This window comes from Nocardioides sp. NPDC057767 (genome assembly GCF_042798275.1).
Classification (GTDB): Bacteria; Actinomycetota; Actinomycetes; order Propionibacteriales; family Nocardioidaceae; genus Nocardioides.
Genome location: NZ_JBHVKJ010000007.1, coordinates 46,184 through 62,022 on the forward strand (window position 1 = coordinate 46,184; position 15,839 = coordinate 62,022).

Sequence of the window (15,839 nt, forward strand, 5' to 3'; positions counted from 1 at the left end):
TGTCATGGGACCCGCGGCGACGCCTGCGGAACAGAAGGCGCTCGACGACTTTCGTGAGCTGCTTCCCGAGGATGGAATCACCACTGCGTGGGTGAACCTGACATTCATCGACAACAACGGACGCTCCGCAGAGATCGACGTCCTCCTGCTGACCAAGTCGGGGCTGTATGTTGTCGAGCTGAAGGGGTGGCACGGCACGATCCGCGGCACCTCGCAGCGCTGGGATCACGGCCCCCGCAACGTCGAGAACCCATGGCTAGCGACCGACCGGAAGGCGAAACGACTCGCTGAGGTCCTTAAGGATGCAGCGCCGAACGCCGCCCGCAGCACGGTGCCCTTCCTGAACGCGAAGGTCGTGCTCCACGGCAGCAACAGCAACATCGAGCTCGACGAGCGAGGGCGTAGCAACGTGCTCGCGCTCGATGGCTACGGCGTCAAGGCGAAGCCGCCGCTGCCGAAGCTCAGCACGTTCCTTGCCGAGCAGCCGAGCTCGCACCACCGGATCGATCTCGTCCGGGCCAAGCAGATCCGAGCTCTGTGCGCTAAGGCCGATTTCCGGGCGGCTCCGAAGGTGCGGATGGTCGGTGACTACAAGGTGTCGGACTCGACGCCGATCGCCGAGGGACCGGACTGGCAAGACGTGCTGGTCGAACACCCCCACCTGAACCTGATGAAGCTCCGCGTCCGGCTCTATGACGTCGAGCCGAAGGCGCCGGCGAGTGAGCGCCAGCGAGTGGAACAGCTCGCTCAACGGGAGTTTCAGCTCACCTACGGCATCAAGCACGACGGCATCGCGGTGCCGAGCGAGTTCAAGAAGACTGATGATGGTCCCGCCCTCGTCTTCGAGTACGACGACTCCGAACTGCCGCTCGACGCCTACCTCGCGGCCCAAGGCGCCGAGCTCAGCTTCGAGCAGCGGTTCGCTCTGGTCGACCGACTCGGTGAGATCCTGCGGTTCGCGCACCAGCGCCACCTGATCCACCGCGCATTGAGCCCGCAGCGGGTATGGGTAAGACCGTCCAAGGACGGGCTGCCGAGCATCTCTATCCGGGACTGGTACTTCGGCCAGAAAGACCGCAGCAACCAGGCAACGACGCGCTGGACCTCGATCAGCGCAGGAGTCAGTGACATCCTGGGTGTTGCCAACCAGGAGGATTGGCTCTACATCGCCCCTGAAGCACGACAGTCGACCGAGGGACTGCCCGGCGTTCCACTTGACGTCTACGGTTTCGGCACTCTTGCTTACCTCGTCCTGACCGGCCGGCCGCCTGCCGAGAACATCGCTGAGCTCGAGCGAAAGCTTGTCGAGACGAAGGCACTCGACCCACGTGCCTCCGCACAGGGCATCCCCGACGGGATCGCTGACGTCGTCGCCCTGACGACGGCTGTCTCGGAGTCGGATCGGCCGGAGACGATCACTGAGGCGCTGGACCTCTTCCGGATCGGCTGGAAGGACGTACGCCAGCCCGACGAGGCCGAGCCGACGAAGGCGGAGGATCCTCTCGATGCGCAGGCGGGCGACATCGTGGCGGACAGGTTCATCGTGGTGTCCCGTCGTGGGGAGGGCTCTAGTGGCATCGCGCTGGCGGTGAACGACTGTGACTCCAGCGACGAGCGCGAGGTCATCCTCAAGATCGCTCGCAGTGCCGGCGCCGACCGCCGCCTGGCCACAGAAGCGGACGTCCTGCGGGCGCTCGACCACAAGAGGATCGTCAAGCTGATCGACGGTCCCATCGACGCCGACGGGCGCCAGGCGCTCCTGCTGACTGACGCAGGCAAAGAGACGCTTGCGACGCGACTCGCGAAGGAAGGCCGCTCGACGATCGGCCAGCTCCAGCAGTTCGGCAGCGACCTGTTGGAGGCGATGGTCTACCTGGAGGGCAAAGGCGTCTTCCACCGCGATATCAAGCCAGCGAACCTCGGGATCATCCCCGACCCCGGCTCGCGCAAGCCGACCTTGGTTCTCTTCGATCTCTCGCTCGCCAACGAGAGCATCGACAACGTCGAGTCCGGCACCACCGGATACCTCGACCCCTACCTCGGCCGCGGACGGCGGCAGCGCTATGACCGTGCGGCCGAGCTCTACGCCGTCTCGGCCACCCTCTTCGAGATGGCGACCGGTGTCCTCCCGTGGTGGTCCAACGGCGCGAGCCAGCCGCTGGACGGCAAGGCAGCGCCGGTCATCGAACGGGCTGCGTTCGAGCACTCGGTCGCCACCCAGCTCACCCAGCTCTTCAAGAAGGCTCTCCATCCTGATGTCGAGCGCAGGTTCCGCAGTGCCGACGAGCTCGCTCTGGCTTGGCACGAGGTCTTCGCGGCTCTCGACTCCAGCGAGGAGACGGCTGCGAGCAACGACGAGCTCGCGAAGAAGGCCACGGTCGAGACCCCGTTGGAGCGTTCTGGCCTCTCGGCGCGCGCAAGATCTGGACTGGCACGCCTCGATGTCGCGACGGTCGGCGACCTGCTCGGTGTGCATCCGATCAACATCAACACCATCCGCGGTCTGGGGGAGACCTACCGCAAGGAGATCCAGCGCCGGATCAAGGAGTGGCGGCTGCGGCTGAGCGCCGCCGAAGAGGCCAATGCGCCAGCCTCGGGGCAATACGGCACCGAGCGCCTCGTTGCGACCCTCCTCGACCGCCTCAACAGTGAAGACCAGGTCGTGCTCAAGGCCGTGCTGGGCCTGGCCGAGGAGACGGCCGAGGCGCAACCGACTTGGCCGACTATCGCCGAGGTGGCCAAGCACCTCGGTCTCACCCGTGATCAGGTCACGCGCAAGGTCGATGCGGCGGTCGTGGCCTGGCTCGAGGACCGCACTTCACCAGTGCAGGGTGTGCTGGACGACGCGACCCGCATTCTGACCCGCGAGGGCCGCGTGCTTACGATGGCGACGCTCGCCATGGGAGTGGTTGCCGAACGCGGATCACTCCTCGACGGTCCAGAGCGGGCACGCCAAGGGGCCGCGCTCCTGCGAGCAGCCTTCGAGCACGACATTCGTGACGACGAGCCCAAGCTCGAGCTTCGACGCAGCGGCAAGCGCGCGACCCTCATCGCCCTTCATGAGACCGCAGATCCCGACGGAACCGGCCGGGAGTATCCGACGGCGGACGTGCTCATCGAGACTGCCGCCGAGCTGGGTAGTGAAGCTGACGCCCTCGTCGCCGACGGCGTTGTCGCCCTCACCGTCGCGAGCCGACGACTGCGCGAGGTCGCTGACGAAATCGGTGGCGAAGTCCTGAGCCTTGATGACCGGGGCCTCCTGAGGCTCGCGGCCGAGGCCAGCACTAGCGCCGCCGTCTCGGGATTCGACGAGCTCTACCCGCGCGAGCTGGACGCCAAGTCGGCGCTGGAGCTCGCGCTGAGTGGGAAGCCCGGTCGGCAGATCAGCGAGATCTCCGTGCGCAAGAGCGTAAAGACTCGCTTCCCTATGGTGGAGCTTCCGACAGCGGCGCATGCTTTGGACGAGCTGGTCACGAGGGTGATGCCGGGCATGGTGCGCCGCGGTGACGTTTACGAGCCAGCCACAGCACGCGACAGCTCCATCACCGGCACGACCGGGACGATGCTGCCGCCCACAGCGATCCCTGAGGCAGCTGTCCGGTTGCAGGAATCGCTGCGTCGGCACGGTGCACTCGCCTTGTGCACCACCCCGAAGCGCTACCTCAAGGCATCGACGGACCTCACGACCTTCTTCAACGTCGAGGTTCTTGATGTCGCGGACCTGATCGTCGACGCAACGAAGGAGGCTGCGGCCGCCTACGAGATCGCGTGGCCATTCGTCCTCGGAGTCGATGCGGGCGAGAAGAGCAGCAGCGACTGGGCCAACCTCACCGGCCTCGTACGCGAGGCCGTCGAGCCCCGCTGGCACGAGCGCATCGCCACCGAGTCGCCGTTGCTGATCATCAATCCGGGCCCGCTGGTGCGCTACGGCATGAGCAGCCTGCTGGCTCACCTCCTCGACGTTGGGAACCCCAGACCAGCCGCCCGCTGGCTGCTGGTCGCGATGCAGGCCCACCAGGCCGTGCCGAGGCTCGAGGGGCAACCGGTGCCGCTCGGACCCAGCGGCTGGATCACACTTCCCTCCGACCTGTCGGCCCTGGCTCTGAGCGCCGCCGGATGAGTAGCTGTTCCGCCGCGCAAGACCCACAGCGTGTGACACGATGCTTTACGCACGCCGGGGCCGACAGACGAGCGTTGTCCGGAGCTGCCGCACAGAGCAGGCACCCCGCCCCGCTGCTGCCATATCTCGACGCCGACGGCGTCGTGCAAGAAGTAGAAGGAACCGTTTCTTGATTGACTCCGCCGCGCTCCTCAAGGACCTCAAGGTCCAGCTCAAGCTCCTGCAGGCCGACCTGCGCGAGCGCGCCGAGGACGCCGACAACACCTGGGGCAAACGACTGAAGGAGGAGTACGCCGAGGCTCGCCGCCGCGAGCGCACCGGCAACTCCTGGATTGTCTGGCGCGACAACGAGGTCGATCAGGCGGCCGTCGCCTGGATCATCGCCACCACGTTCCTCCGATTCTGCGAGGACAACGACCTCCTGGCGGGCGCCCAGCTCGACGGCCGCCCCGTGCCGGTCGGCTGGATCGCCGGCCCCGGCGACCGCACCGCCCGCGCCGAGGAGAACCTCACCGGCTACTTCCGCGAGAACGCAACCCACAACCGCCGCCACTGGCTGCAGCAGGGCCTCGCCGTCTTGGCTGCCCAGCCGGCCGGTAGGGCGTTGGTCGATCCTCAGCACAACCCGGTCTGGTCCGCGCTGATCAGCCCCGAGTCGGCCACCGGTCTGATCGAATTCTGGCGCCGCACGGACGCTTCCGGTGACCTGGTCCATGACTTCACCGACCCCGACTTCGGCACCCGCTTCCTGGGTGACCTCTACCAGGACCTCTCCGACCACGCGAAGAAGACCTACGCCCTGCTCCAGACCCCGGTCTTCGTCGAGGAGTTCATCCTCGACCAGACCCTGACGCAGGCGCTTAAGGAGTTCGGTGTCGATGGCCTCAAGCTGATCGACCCCACCTGTGGCTCGGGCCACTTCCTTCTTGGCGCCTTCGATCGACTGCTCCAGCAGTGGCAGGAGGATGCCCCGGCGCTGGATGCGAAGGAGCGCGTACGCCGCGCGATGGACTCCATCCATGGCGTCGACCTCAACCCCTTCGCCGTCGCCATCGCCCGCTTCCGGCTCACCGTCGCTGGGCTCAAGGCGATGGGGGAACGCTCCCTGGTCGCGCTGCCGGAGATGGCCTACCACCTCGCGATCGGCGACTCGCTGCTCGGCGAGCGCGGTATGACGCAGACGGAGATCAACATCGAGGGCGGCGAGGGCGAGTCCGAGTTCCTCTACGACACCGAAGACCTTACCGACTACCACGGCATCCTCGAGCATGGGCAGTATCACGTCGTCGTCGGCAACCCGCCCTACATCACCGTCAAAGACAAGGCGCTTAACGTCCGCTACCGCGAGCACTACAAGACCGCGGTACGGAAGTACGCCCTCTCCGCCCCGTTCGCTGAGCTGTTCTTCCGACTCGCTATCCGGGGTGAGCAAGGGAAGTCGGCCGGGTACGTTGGCCAGATCACAGCCAACTCCTTCATGAAGCGCGAGTTCGGCAAGAAGCTCATCGAGGACCTCTTCGCCGGCCACCACCTCGCTAATCCCGTCGACCTGACCGCTGTCATCGACACCTCCGGCGCCTACATCCCCGGCCACGGCACCCCCACCGTCATCCTGATTGGGCGTCGTCGCCGACCGATCGGACACGCCGTACGCGCCGTGCTCGGCGTCCGCGGCGAGCCCGGTCAGCCCGCGGACCCCTCGAAGGGCCTGGTCTGGACCGAGATCGTTGAGCACCTCGAGGAGAGCAAGTACGACGGGAAGTATGTCTCCGTCACCGACCTCGATCGGTCAATTCTTATGGTGCATCCGTGGTCCCTGAGCGGGGGCGGCGCTGGCGACCTTAAGTCTGCTTTGGACGATTCTGCCGCCCGACCGCTTGGTGCCCTCACGGACTTGATCGGTGTGGTTGGAATTACCGCCGCCGATGATGTATTCGTCGCGCCACGCTCGACGTACACACGGCATGGGGTGGAGTCGGCTCTCGTGCGCGCGTTCGTGACTGGGGACTACATCCGCGATTACTCTGTCCAATCGCGTGAGAACGTCTTCTTTCCATACATTGATCATCGACTTGTTGACATCACTGAATTTCCGCACGCCCACCAGATGATGTGGCGCACGCGGACCGAGACGTGGCACCGAGCAACCTTCTCAAAACTGACTTACCGCACCGAGGGTCGTACTTGGTGGGAGTGGCACCAGGTCGCACACGACAGAGTAGATAGGAAGGTGCTTACCTTTCCGTTTGTTGCGACCCATCAGCACTTCGTGCTGTGCAATGGGGGTCCGATCTTCAATCGACATGCGCCGGTCGTTCTATTGCCGGAGGGGGCGAGTGAGGAGGAGCACCTGGAGTTGCTCGCGGTGCTCAACAGTTCCACCGCATGCTTCTGGCTCAAGCAGGTCAGCCACGACAAGGGGAACGGCGGTTACGGCGGCGGCATCGCGGACCAAGAATGGGAGCGGTTCTTCGAGTTCACCGGTACGAAGCTGGAGCAGTTCCCCCTGCCGGCGTCGCTGCCGCTGGAGCGCGGACGGATTCTGGACTCATTGGCTCAGGATCTGGCGGCTAGCACGCCGGCAACTGTTATCGGCACATGGCATACGCATCAGACGGGGCCGGGCGAACTGCGTGCCGTTCTCGATAACGCCGAGGACAGGTGGGCTGGTCTGCGGCAGCGGATGGTGTTCGAGCAGGACGAGCTGGACTGGGAGGTCTACGGGCACTATGGGCTGATCGATCAGAACGCTGATGTGTTGGTCTCGACACCGCTCGCTGCGCTCGCAGGCTCGGCCGACGGCGGTGCGGCAGGATCGACCGACGGGGGCGGCGGTTCGGGGTGGAGTGCTGAGGGCTCGATCGGGCGCTGGCTCGATCTGGGGGAGCGGGCGTTCGAGATCGCTCTGGCGCGTCGCGTACAGGCCGGTGAGGAGGAGACTGCTTGGTTCACTCGGCACTCCTCGACGCCGATCACGGAGATGCCGAAGCACTGGCCGGAGGAGTACCGGACGGTCGTGGAGCGGCGGCTGGAACTGATGGAATCCGACCCGAACATCCGGCTGCTGGAGAAGCCGGAGTTCAAGCGGCGGTGGAAACTTGCGCGCACCTGGGATGAACAGGTGTCTGATGCGCTGGAGACGGCGATCCTGGACCGCCTCGAGGCGCCTGAGCTGTGGCGTGACGAGCAGGGGCCTATGGCTCGGTCGGCTAACGAGCTGGCCGACCTGCTGCGGGCCGATGAGGTGCTGTTGGAACTGGTGAGCGTGCTGACGGGGGATGCCGAGCCGGATCTGGCCAAGGTGCTGGGGTCGCTGGTAGCAGAGGAGGCGGTGCCGTACCTCGCGGCGTACCGCTACAAGCCGTCGGGACTGGAGAAGTTCCGGACCTGGCAGCAGACCTGGGAGCTGCAGCGTCGCGAAGACGCGGGGGAGAAGGTCGACATCGCGGTGCCGCCGAAGTACGGGCAGGCGGACTTCCGCAAGCAGACGTACTGGAAGATGCGCGGAAAGCTGGACGTGCCGAAAGAGCGGTTCATCCTCTATCTCGGGCTGGGACGCGAGAGCGACGGCACACCGGTGCTGGGCTGGGCCGGCTGGGACCACAAGGACCAGGCCCTTGCGCTCGGGCGGGAGCTGCCGGTCCAGGAGTCGCTGGTGTCCTCCACCCCAGAGGCTGCGGCCGAAGCCCTGGTGCCGATGGTCGCTGGACTCGTCGAGCTGGAGCCATGGCTACGGCAGTGGCATGCCGAGGAGGACCCGGCATTCGGCGCCAGCCCGGCGGCGGTGATCGGACAGGTCGTGGACCAATATCTCGCGCAGCTGGAGAAGACTCGCGAACAAGTGACCGGGTGGACCCCGCCCGTGGCTGCACGGGGACGGAAGGCGAAGACCTCGTGACTGCAGGCATGACAGCATCGGACGAAGATGTCCGGACACAGACTCAGGAAGGGCTGGCCAAGCGATGACGTCGACCGCACTCTCGATGCCGTTGCGCGATGCGATCGACATCCCGGTCGTGGTGCATGACGACGACTTCGTCTTGCAGATCCACCGCGCCCAGGAGGCTGCCGACCAGACCCTCGACGACTACGTCGTCACAGACGCGATCGCCGCGGCGATCGACGATGCGCTCAAGATCGTTGAAGGTGCGGTCACGAGCGGGACATCCAAGGGTGCATTCGTACACGGCTCCTTCGGCGCGGGTAAGTCGCACTTCATGGCGGTGCTGCACCTGCTTCTGACCGGCAATGCCCACGCCCGCAGTATGGCCGGCCTTCAGGCTGTCGTCGCCGGCCGTTCGACGCTACTCGAGCGCAAGTTCCTCGCGGTCGACTACCACTTCGTCGGCGCGGACTCTGTCGAGTCGGCGCTATTCGGGGGTTACCTGCGCACCGTCAGGGCGAAGCACCCCGACGCGGTCGCGCCGGTCCTGCACCGGTCGGAGGCGCTCTTGGAGAACGCCGACCAGCTGCGCAAGCAGCTGGGCGACGAGGCGTTCTTCGCCAATCTCGACGGTGGTACCGGTGGTGGCGGCTGGGCGAAGTTCGGCGGCGGTGGGATCACCCCGGCGGGCTACGAGTCAGCACGGTCTGCGGACCCGAGCGACCCTGCCCGGCAGAACCTGGTCGCTCAGCTGGTCAAGAATTACTTCTCCGGGTTCGAGACAACCGGCACCTGGCTTGACATGTCGTCGGGGCTCGAGGCGATGGCGAACCACGCCAAGGGGCTCGGTTACGAGGGGATCGTGCTGTTCCTCGATGAGTTGGTTCTGTGGCTCTCGGCGCACCTGCGTGACAGCACGTTCATCTCGACTGAGACTTCAAAGGTTGCGAAGCTGGTCGAGACCGGCAACGCCCGGCTCGCGGTCCCGCTGGTCTCCTTCGTTGCACGGCAGCGCAACCTGAAGGACTTCGTCGGAGAGAGCCACGGGGCTGAGAAGGTCGCCCTCGACGACTCCTTCCAATGGTGGGAGGGGCGCTTCGAGAAGATCACCCTGCCCGCGGCGGACCTGCCCCAGATCGTCCAGAGACGTCTGCTCACGGCGAGCAGCGAGGCTGGCGAAGCGGCGATTGCTAAGGCGATCGCCAAGGTGCGCGCCAACCCTAAGTCGTACAACCACCTACTCACCGATGAGGCCCACTCCAGCTCGGCCGACTTCCAGATGGTTTACCCGTTCTCACCGGCCCTCGTGGACGCAATGATCGCTCTGTCGGCGATCATGCAGCGGGAGCGTACGGCTCTGAAGATCATGAGTGAGCTGCTCGCCAACGGGCGCGACGAGCTGACCGTCGGCGACGTCATTGGCGTAGGCGATCTCTTCGACGCGGTCGTGCTCGGCGACTCCGAGCCGCTCAGCGACGACATGAAGAGCGTGTTCAAGGCGGCGCGGGTCTTCTATACGCAGAAGATGCGCCCTTATCTACTGAGCCGGAACGGACTGAGTGAGTCCGAGGCACGTGGATTGGAACGTACGCACCAGTTCCGGCGCGACGATCGGATCGCGAAGACGCTGCTGATCGCGGCGATCGCCCCGGGGGCTACCTCGCTGAAGGACATGACCGCCTCGAAGCTGGCCGCGCTCAACTTCGGATCAGTGGTCTCGATGCTTCCGGGGCAGGAGGCTGCGCAGGTCGTGACCAAGGTCAAGGAGTGGTCTGGCGAGTTCGGCGAGATCACGGTTGGTCACCAGACCGGCGATCCAGTCATCTCGCTGCAGTTGTCCGGCATCGACCTGGACTCGGTGCTGGTCCACGTCCAGATGGAAGACAACGCACCCAACCGGCGGCGACTGATCCGTGAGCTTCTCGTCGAGCAGATCGGCGCGGTGCGGACCGGGGCGATCGGCAGTGAATACTCCCTCACCCACGTCTGGCGTGGTCAGAAGCGAGACGTCGACGTCATCTTCGGCAACATCCGTGACCGGCAGACCATGCCGGAGTCGGCGCTTCAGGCCATCGACGGGCGATGGCGGCTGATCATCGACTACCCGTTCGACGAGGCCGACCATCGGCCGACCGACGATGTCGAGAGGCTTCGGCAACTGCGTGAGGGTGGCCTGGACACCGACTCCGTCGCATGGCTGGCGAACTTCATCAGCGCCGCCAGGCTCGAGGACATCGGCAAGCTGGTGACACTGGACTATCTGCTGACCGGCAACCGGTTCGACCAGTACTCGGGCTCGCTCCCGGTCGCCGAGCGGGAGCCTGCCCGGCGGCAGCTCACCAATCAGAGGGACTCGCTGCGGGAGCAGGTGCTCGCGTCACTGCGCCAGGCGTACGGCATCGATGCGGCCCCCGAGGACCAGATGGGTGCTTTGGTGCCGGACGGGCGGGTGTTCATCGCCCTGGCCCGTGACTATGACCCGTTGAAGCCGTCGGCGCCGAACTTCCAGGGTGCGGTCACCGGGGTCCTAGGCCGTGCGCTCGATGCCCGCTATCCCAAGCACCCGAAGATCGACCGTGACGGAGATGAGCTCCGGCGCGGTGAGATCACCGCCGTCCTCGACCTTGCCCGACGGGCGATGGCTGCCGGGAGCCGAATCGAAGGGTTGGACCGGCCTACCGCCAACAAGGTGCGCAGGGTGGTCGATGCTTTCGGTGTCGGCAAGCTGTCCGAGACGACCTATGTGCTGCAGCCGCAGTTCTTCCGGTGGCACGACGACTTCACCAAGGCCGCGGTCTCGGGCGACGTCACCGTTCGCGAGCTGCGGGCCTCCATCGCCGATTTCGGCTTCACGACGGACGTTGCAGATCTGCTCGTCCTCGCCTGGGCGGCGATGACCGACCGCGAGCTCAAGCGCTACGGTGGGCGACTTCCGGAGCCGGGGATCGGGACCTTGGTGCCCGAGGTGACGCTGCACGAGCCGATGCTGCCTACAGCTGAGGAATGGACCCAGGCGCGGGAAAGAGCGAAGGCGCTCTTCGGGGTCGGCGCGAGCGAGTTCCACCTCTCCAGTGCGTCTCTCGAGCGTCTCAGCGCGGCTATCGGCAATGAGACCAAGGACCGGGCGGCGGACGTCGACGCACTGGTGAGGCGGCTGGACGAGCACGCTGCACCGCTGGGGCTCTCCGACGTGAGTCCCCGGCTCGCATCGGCTCGACGGGCACGTGACCTCGTATCCTCGCTCAACCAGGCGAGCAGCGGCATCGATCGGATTCGGGTGCTGGCGGAGTTCGATCTTCCCAGCGAGCTTCCAGCCCTCGCGACTTGTATTGCTAGCGCGGGCGAGGTCCAGGCGGCAATCGCTGGCGCGAACTGGCAGCTGATCGACCAGCTCAGCAGTCTTGGCGGCGATCAGGCCGCTGAGGCTGTACGGCACCTTCAGAACGTTGCCGGTGCAGAAGAACTCCACTCCAAGCTGCGACCAGCGCTCTCGGAGGCCGCGACGACCGTGACGAGCATTCTTGTCGAGCGGAGTCCGCAGCCGAGTGGGCCGTCGCCCGAAGAACTGGAGGCGGCCCGACGCGCCGAAGAGGAGCGCCGTCGTGCCGAGGAGAAGCGGGCCCGTGAGCTTGCCGAGCAGCACCGACTCCTGGCCGAGGAACAAGAGCGGGTCCACCGTGAGCGGGAGGAACTCGACCGTCAGCGGCGCGACGCAGCGGAGCGGGCGCGGCTGACCAAGTCCGAGTACATCGAACAGGCGTCCGAGCTCGAGACCCTTCTTCGCGCCTTTGTCGAGGAGCTCTCGAACCCGGTGCCGGGCAAGAAGCTGCGGGTGTCGTGGCGATGGGAGGACTGAGCCAGAGCGTCCGGGCTGTCGTCGTATCCCCGGCGATGGTGCAGCAGCGGGCCTCAGACTTGGTGAAGTCGGGTGAGCGTGTTCTCGTACTCCGGGCGCGCCCGGAATGGAACGGGGGTGACGTCAAGGTCGGCGACCACTCCGTTCGAGTCATCCCGGCGGTCTCACAGCTCGCGATCTTGGATGCTTACACCTCCCTGGGACCCGACGACTACGCGGTGATCCTCACCGACAGGCCGGCAAAGGACCTCGGCGAGGCGGTGCTGGCACGGGCCTACAAGCAGCAGGTCGAGATGCCGGACGAATGGCAGGCCGTGCCCCGGCTCTTCCAGGGTGCTCGCGAGGTCAGCCGCGAGCTTCGACGGCTGGACTGGGCGGCGACGGCGTTGCTGGACCATCAGCCGGTCGGGGGCTGGCCGCGCTCGCCCGATGTCGCGGTGACGGACCGGCACGCGATCGGTTCGCTTCTAGGGCAGGTCACCGGGCTCGGTGCGACGGTCGAGCTCGACGGCGCAGTCCTTCTCGCTGCGCTCGGGCGACGAGACCTCCGCTCCACCTGGGCCGCAGTGGACGAGAGTCTGCGTCGGCACCTGACCGCCTGGGCCGGGAACGAGTACGGTGCGCCGGCCGCATTCGCGCTCAAGGTCGCACAGCGCCAGGAGCATGTGACGCCATTGGCGGTCGGGCTCGCACTTGACGTGCTCTGGCCTGAGGACGGGTCGACACCTGACGCTGAGCAGGTTGCTGCTCGGGTGCGGGTCGAACGGCTTGTCGACGGCCGGACCGTCTCTGTCGAAGAGGCCAAGGCGGTTGCACGGGTGGCGAAAGCGACCGTGCTGCGCGTCGGTGCCGAAGACTCACCCGAGGTTGCGATCGCGCTACAGCAGGCGGAAGCGCTGCTGGGTGACCTCGAATGGCCTGCTGGTGCAGAGCGTTCCACTGTTCTGAGGCCGGGTTACCGGGCTCGAGTTCGGAGGCTGGCTGAGGCACTCACCTCCGATGCGGGCGTCGAAGATGCATTGGTCGCAGTGCATGAGCACCGCCTCGGCCGGACGTCGCCTGCACCTGAGATGGCGGTTCGCCTTCACCGGTGGCTCACCGTGCCGGAAGCTGCGTTCGTCGGCTTAGCCGATGATCTGCAGACACAGATGGTCGACGGAGCCTGGGTCGATGCTGCGTTGGGTGCACTGTGGAGCGGGTCTGACGATCCAGTGGTGTCCGATGCGTACCGGACGCTGGCGGGCAAGGCCCGTAAGCGTCGGCATTCTCGTGACGAAGTTGCAGCCGGCCGGCTCTCGTCGGCCTTGACCGTCGGGCCACGGGCGCGGCTGTCGGAGGCACCGATCGGCGTCGAACGGATTCTGAGCGATGTGGTCGGCCCTTGGCGCAAGGGAGGCGCGCTGCTCGTTGTCCTCGACGGTTTGAGCAGCGCGATCGCGACGTCGCTGGCTGGCGAGGTCGCTCGGGCCGGTCTCGTCGAGCATGTTCCGGACGCCAGCGCGAAGCGGGTCGGCGCGGTCGCAGTCCTGCCCTCGCTGACGAGCATTTCGCGTGCATCCTTGTTCTGTGGCGAGGTGCGCGAGGGTGGGGCCGATGACGAGAAGAAGGGACTCGCGACTGCCTTCCCGGGATCGGTGGTCTTTCACAAGAACGATCTCCGGGCGAAGTCCGGCGAGGCGCTACCGGCGGTCGTCGCTGAAGCCGTCAACAACCCGAAGGTGCCTGTGGTTGGGGTGGTCATCAACGCCATCGACGATGCCGTGCACAAGAACGACACCTCCGCCCTGTCGTGGAGCGTTGACCAACTCACGCCGCTGCGAGCGCTCCTAGACACTGCGGTTGCGACGCGGCGGACTGTCATCATCACCTCCGACCATGGACACGTCGTCGAACGTGACACCGAGGCGCTCTCGATGCCTGGTGCCGATGCTCGGTGGCGGTCTGGGGGAGTCGCACCTCGCGCTGGCGAGGTCGAGGTCAGTGGGCCGCGCGTGGTCGCTCCAGACGGGAGCGCCATCTTGCTCTGGCGTGAAGACGCGCACTTCGGTCCTCGAAGGGCCGGCTACCATGGCGGTGCCAGTCTCGCCGAGATCACCGTTCCGGTGCTCGTCTTCCAGCCGGCAACTGCTCTGGCTGAGATCCCGTCAGGGTGGATGCAGGCGCCGCCGCAAGTGCCGACCTGGTGGAACGAACCACTCGTCTCACCGGCGGCCGCTCCGATTCTGGCGGGGGAGACGGTGAAGAAGAAACGCAAGCCTTCACGTCCTGTGATCAACGACGAGGATGCACTGTTCTCCGTCGATATACCTGCCGCGGCTCCGGCGGCGTCATCTCGATCCGACGTTGTCGACGCGCTGCTTGCCTCGAAGGCGTACGCCGACCAACGCGCGATGGCAGGAAGGCGTGCCCTTCCCGATGCTGACGTCGCGGCGTTTCTGCGTGTCCTCCTCGAGCGCGAGGGCCGCGCGCACAAGGACACCGTGGCCGCGGCTGCCCGAATTGCCGCTCCCGAGGTTGGCAAGGTCTTCGCTGCCGTCAAACGACTCATCAATGTCGAAGGGTTCGAGGTGCTCCGCCTCGACAGCGACGGTGTCACGTATCGCATCGACGAGGCGCTGCTGCGCGAACAGTTCGAGCTCGGCGGTCGATAATGGCCGACGTCTCGATCAGCCCACGGCGCCGGCGCGATGTCATCGACGCGCTCCGGCGGGGAACCGTTCCACAGCACGGGCTGGATGTGCTGGCGGTCGGTTTGGCACGCTTCGAGGCAGCCATCGACGACGAGCTCTCCTCGGTCTCAGGTGGCGGCGCCGGGTTCAAAGCCGTTCGGGGTGAGTATGGGTCCGGCAAGACGTTCTTCGCGCGTTGGCTGACCGAGAGAGCCAAGAAGCTCAACTTCGCCACGGCTGAGATCCAGATCAGCGAGACCGAGACGCCCCTGCACAAGCTAGAGACGGTCTATCGGCGGGTTGTCGAGAATCTCTCGACTCCGACTGCCTCCTCGGGGGCGTTACGGGATGTGGTGGACGGGTGGCTCTACGTCCTCGACCAGGACGCCAGCTCGGATGGGTCCTCGGCCGCGGATGAAGCGACGGACGAGCTCATGCAGAAGAGGCTGGCGACCGTTTCTCGAGAGGCGCCCGCGTTCGCGGCGGTGCTGCGGCAGTACCGGCTCGCGCAGGCCTCTGGTGACTCGGCACAGGCTGACGGGCTGTTGGCCTGGTTGGGCGGGCAGCCGCACGTGGCTGCCTCGGTGAAGCGCTCTGCGGGTGTGCGGGGCGATCTCGACCACTACGGCGCACTTGGATTTCTTCAGGGGCTGCTGACCGTCTTGCGTGACTCGGACTACGCCGGTCTCGTCATCGTGCTGGACGAGGTAGAGACTCTGCAACGGATGAGGTCGGACGTAAGGGAGAAGTCACTCAACGCGCTGCGTCAGCTCTTGGATGAGATCGACGGCGGCCGTTTCCCGGGGTTGTATGTGCTCATGACAGGCACGCCGGCGTTCTACGACGGTCAGCAAGGTCTTCAGCGGCTACCGCCGCTGGCGCAGCGGCTCCAGACCGACTTCCAGACCGATCCGCGGTGGGACAACCCGCGGGCCCCCCAGATCCGGCTGCCTGGGTTCACCCCGGAGTCGCTCGTCGAGCTCGGGAGCCGAGTCAGGGACATCTTCGCAACTGGGGCAGCGGATCCCGATCGGGTTCGAGGCGTCGTTGACGATGAGTATGTCTCTGACCTTGCGTCGGCGGTCGGCGGTGAACTCGGCGGCCGAACTGGCGTGGCTCCCAGGCTATTTCTGAAGAAGCTGGTCGCCGACGTGCTCGACCGCGTTGACCTGTACGGGGACTTCGACCCCCGCCGTGACTATCACCTCACCTTGTCGACCGCCGAGCTCACAGATGTGGAGCGGGAGGCGCAGGCCCGCGGGGATCGTCGGGCCGCGACATCTGTCGATGACATCGACCTGGACATCTGAG

5 protein-coding genes are annotated in these 15,839 nt (G+C 66.1%); all 5 read left to right on the top strand.

What is annotated here, in order from left to right; all coding sequences use genetic code 11:
* Positions 1-4: 4 nt before the first annotated feature.
* The gene (gene pglW / locus ACFVDI_RS05765) at positions 5-4,120 is read left to right on the top strand and encodes a BREX system serine/threonine kinase PglW (protein WP_378901671.1); all 4,116 of its coding nucleotides are present in this window, start codon (positions 5-7) and stop codon (positions 4,118-4,120) included.
* 169 nt (positions 4,121-4,289) lie between these two features.
* Positions 4,290-8,018 carry a BREX-2 system adenine-specific DNA-methyltransferase PglX gene (gene pglX, locus ACFVDI_RS05770; RefSeq protein ID WP_378901520.1) on the top strand — a complete coding sequence of 1,243 codons (3,729 nt, stop codon included), beginning with the start codon at positions 4,290-4,292 and terminating at the stop codon, positions 8,016-8,018.
* Positions 8,019-8,082: 64 nt separating this feature from the next.
* Positions 8,083-11,859 carry a DUF6079 family protein gene (locus ACFVDI_RS05775; RefSeq protein WP_378901523.1) on the top strand — a complete coding sequence of 1,259 codons (3,777 nt, stop codon included), beginning with the start codon at positions 8,083-8,085 and terminating at the stop codon, positions 11,857-11,859.
* Positions 11,847-14,510 carry a BREX-2 system phosphatase PglZ gene (pglZ, locus tag ACFVDI_RS05780; RefSeq protein ID WP_378901674.1) on the top strand — a complete coding sequence of 888 codons (2,664 nt, stop codon included), beginning with the start codon at positions 11,847-11,849 and terminating at the stop codon, positions 14,508-14,510. The genes ACFVDI_RS05775 and pglZ overlap by 13 nt, the downstream gene beginning before the upstream one ends.
* Entirely contained in the window at positions 14,510-15,838 is a 1,329-nt protein-coding gene (gene brxD, locus ACFVDI_RS05785) for a BREX system ATP-binding protein BrxD (protein ID WP_378901526.1), read from the top strand. The genes pglZ and brxD overlap by 1 nt, the downstream gene beginning before the upstream one ends.
* Position 15,839 lies beyond the last annotated feature (1 nt).

Excerpts from the sequence above, each read along its gene's own strand:
- pglW (WP_378901671.1), top strand. The coding sequence starts at position 5 with ATGGGACCCGCGGCGACGCCTGCGGAACAGAAGGCGCTCGACGACTTT.
- pglZ (WP_378901674.1), top strand. The coding sequence starts at position 11,847 with ATGGGAGGACTGAGCCAGAGCGTCCGGGCTGTCGTCGTATCCCCGGCG.
- brxD (WP_378901526.1), top strand. The coding sequence starts at position 14,510 with ATGGCCGACGTCTCGATCAGCCCACGGCGCCGGCGCGATGTCATCGAC.
- ACFVDI_RS05775 (WP_378901523.1), top strand. The coding sequence starts at position 8,083 with ATGACGTCGACCGCACTCTCGATGCCGTTGCGCGATGCGATCGACATC.